The sequence below is a fragment of the Kiritimatiellia bacterium genome, assembly GCA_025054615.1.
Lineage (GTDB): Bacteria > Verrucomicrobiota > Kiritimatiellia > CAIVKH01 > CAIVKH01 > JANWZO01.
This window is the reverse complement of record JANWZO010000049.1, coordinates 1-530: the sequence shown is the minus strand read 5'-3', so window position 1 is coordinate 530 and position 530 is coordinate 1. Positions and strand designations below refer to the sequence as shown.

1 protein-coding gene is annotated in these 530 nt (G+C 73.0%); it reads left to right on the top strand.

All coding sequences use genetic code 11. From position 1 onward, the window contains the following. Window positions 1-530: 2-oxoglutarate dehydrogenase E1 component (sucA, locus tag NZ740_10775; GenBank protein ID MCS6772481.1), on the top strand; the 530-nt coding region annotated here is incomplete at both ends.

The window sequence follows — 530 nt, the reverse complement described above, 5'->3', positions numbered from 1 at the left end:
TACGAGGGCCAGGGCCCCGAGCACAGCTCCGCCCGCCTCGAGCGCTTCCTGCAGCTCTGCGCCCTCGAGAACGTCCAGGTGTGCGTGCCGACCACGCCGGCGCAGATGTTCCACCTGCTGCGCCGGCAGATGCTGCGGCGGGTGCGCAAGCCGCTGGTGGTGATGACGCCGAAGAGCATCCTGCGCCACCGCCTCTCGGTCTCCTCGCTCGCCGAGCTCGCGGAGGGCGGCTTCCGGACGATGATCGCCGAGCCCGGCGGGCCGCGCGCGGAGGCGGCGGAGCGGGTGATCCTCTGCGCCGGGAAGGTCTACTACGACCTGGTCGAGGAGCGCGAGCGCCGCGGCCTCGCCGAGCGCGTGGCGATCCTCAGGATCGAGCAGCTCTACCCCTTCCCCCGGCAGGCCCTGGCCGGCGAGCTCGCGCGCCTCGGCCGGACGCGCGACGTGGTCTGGTGCCAGGAGGAGCCGATGAACCAGGGCGCATGGTTCCAGATCCGCCACCACCTGATGGCCTGCCTCGCCGAGGGCCA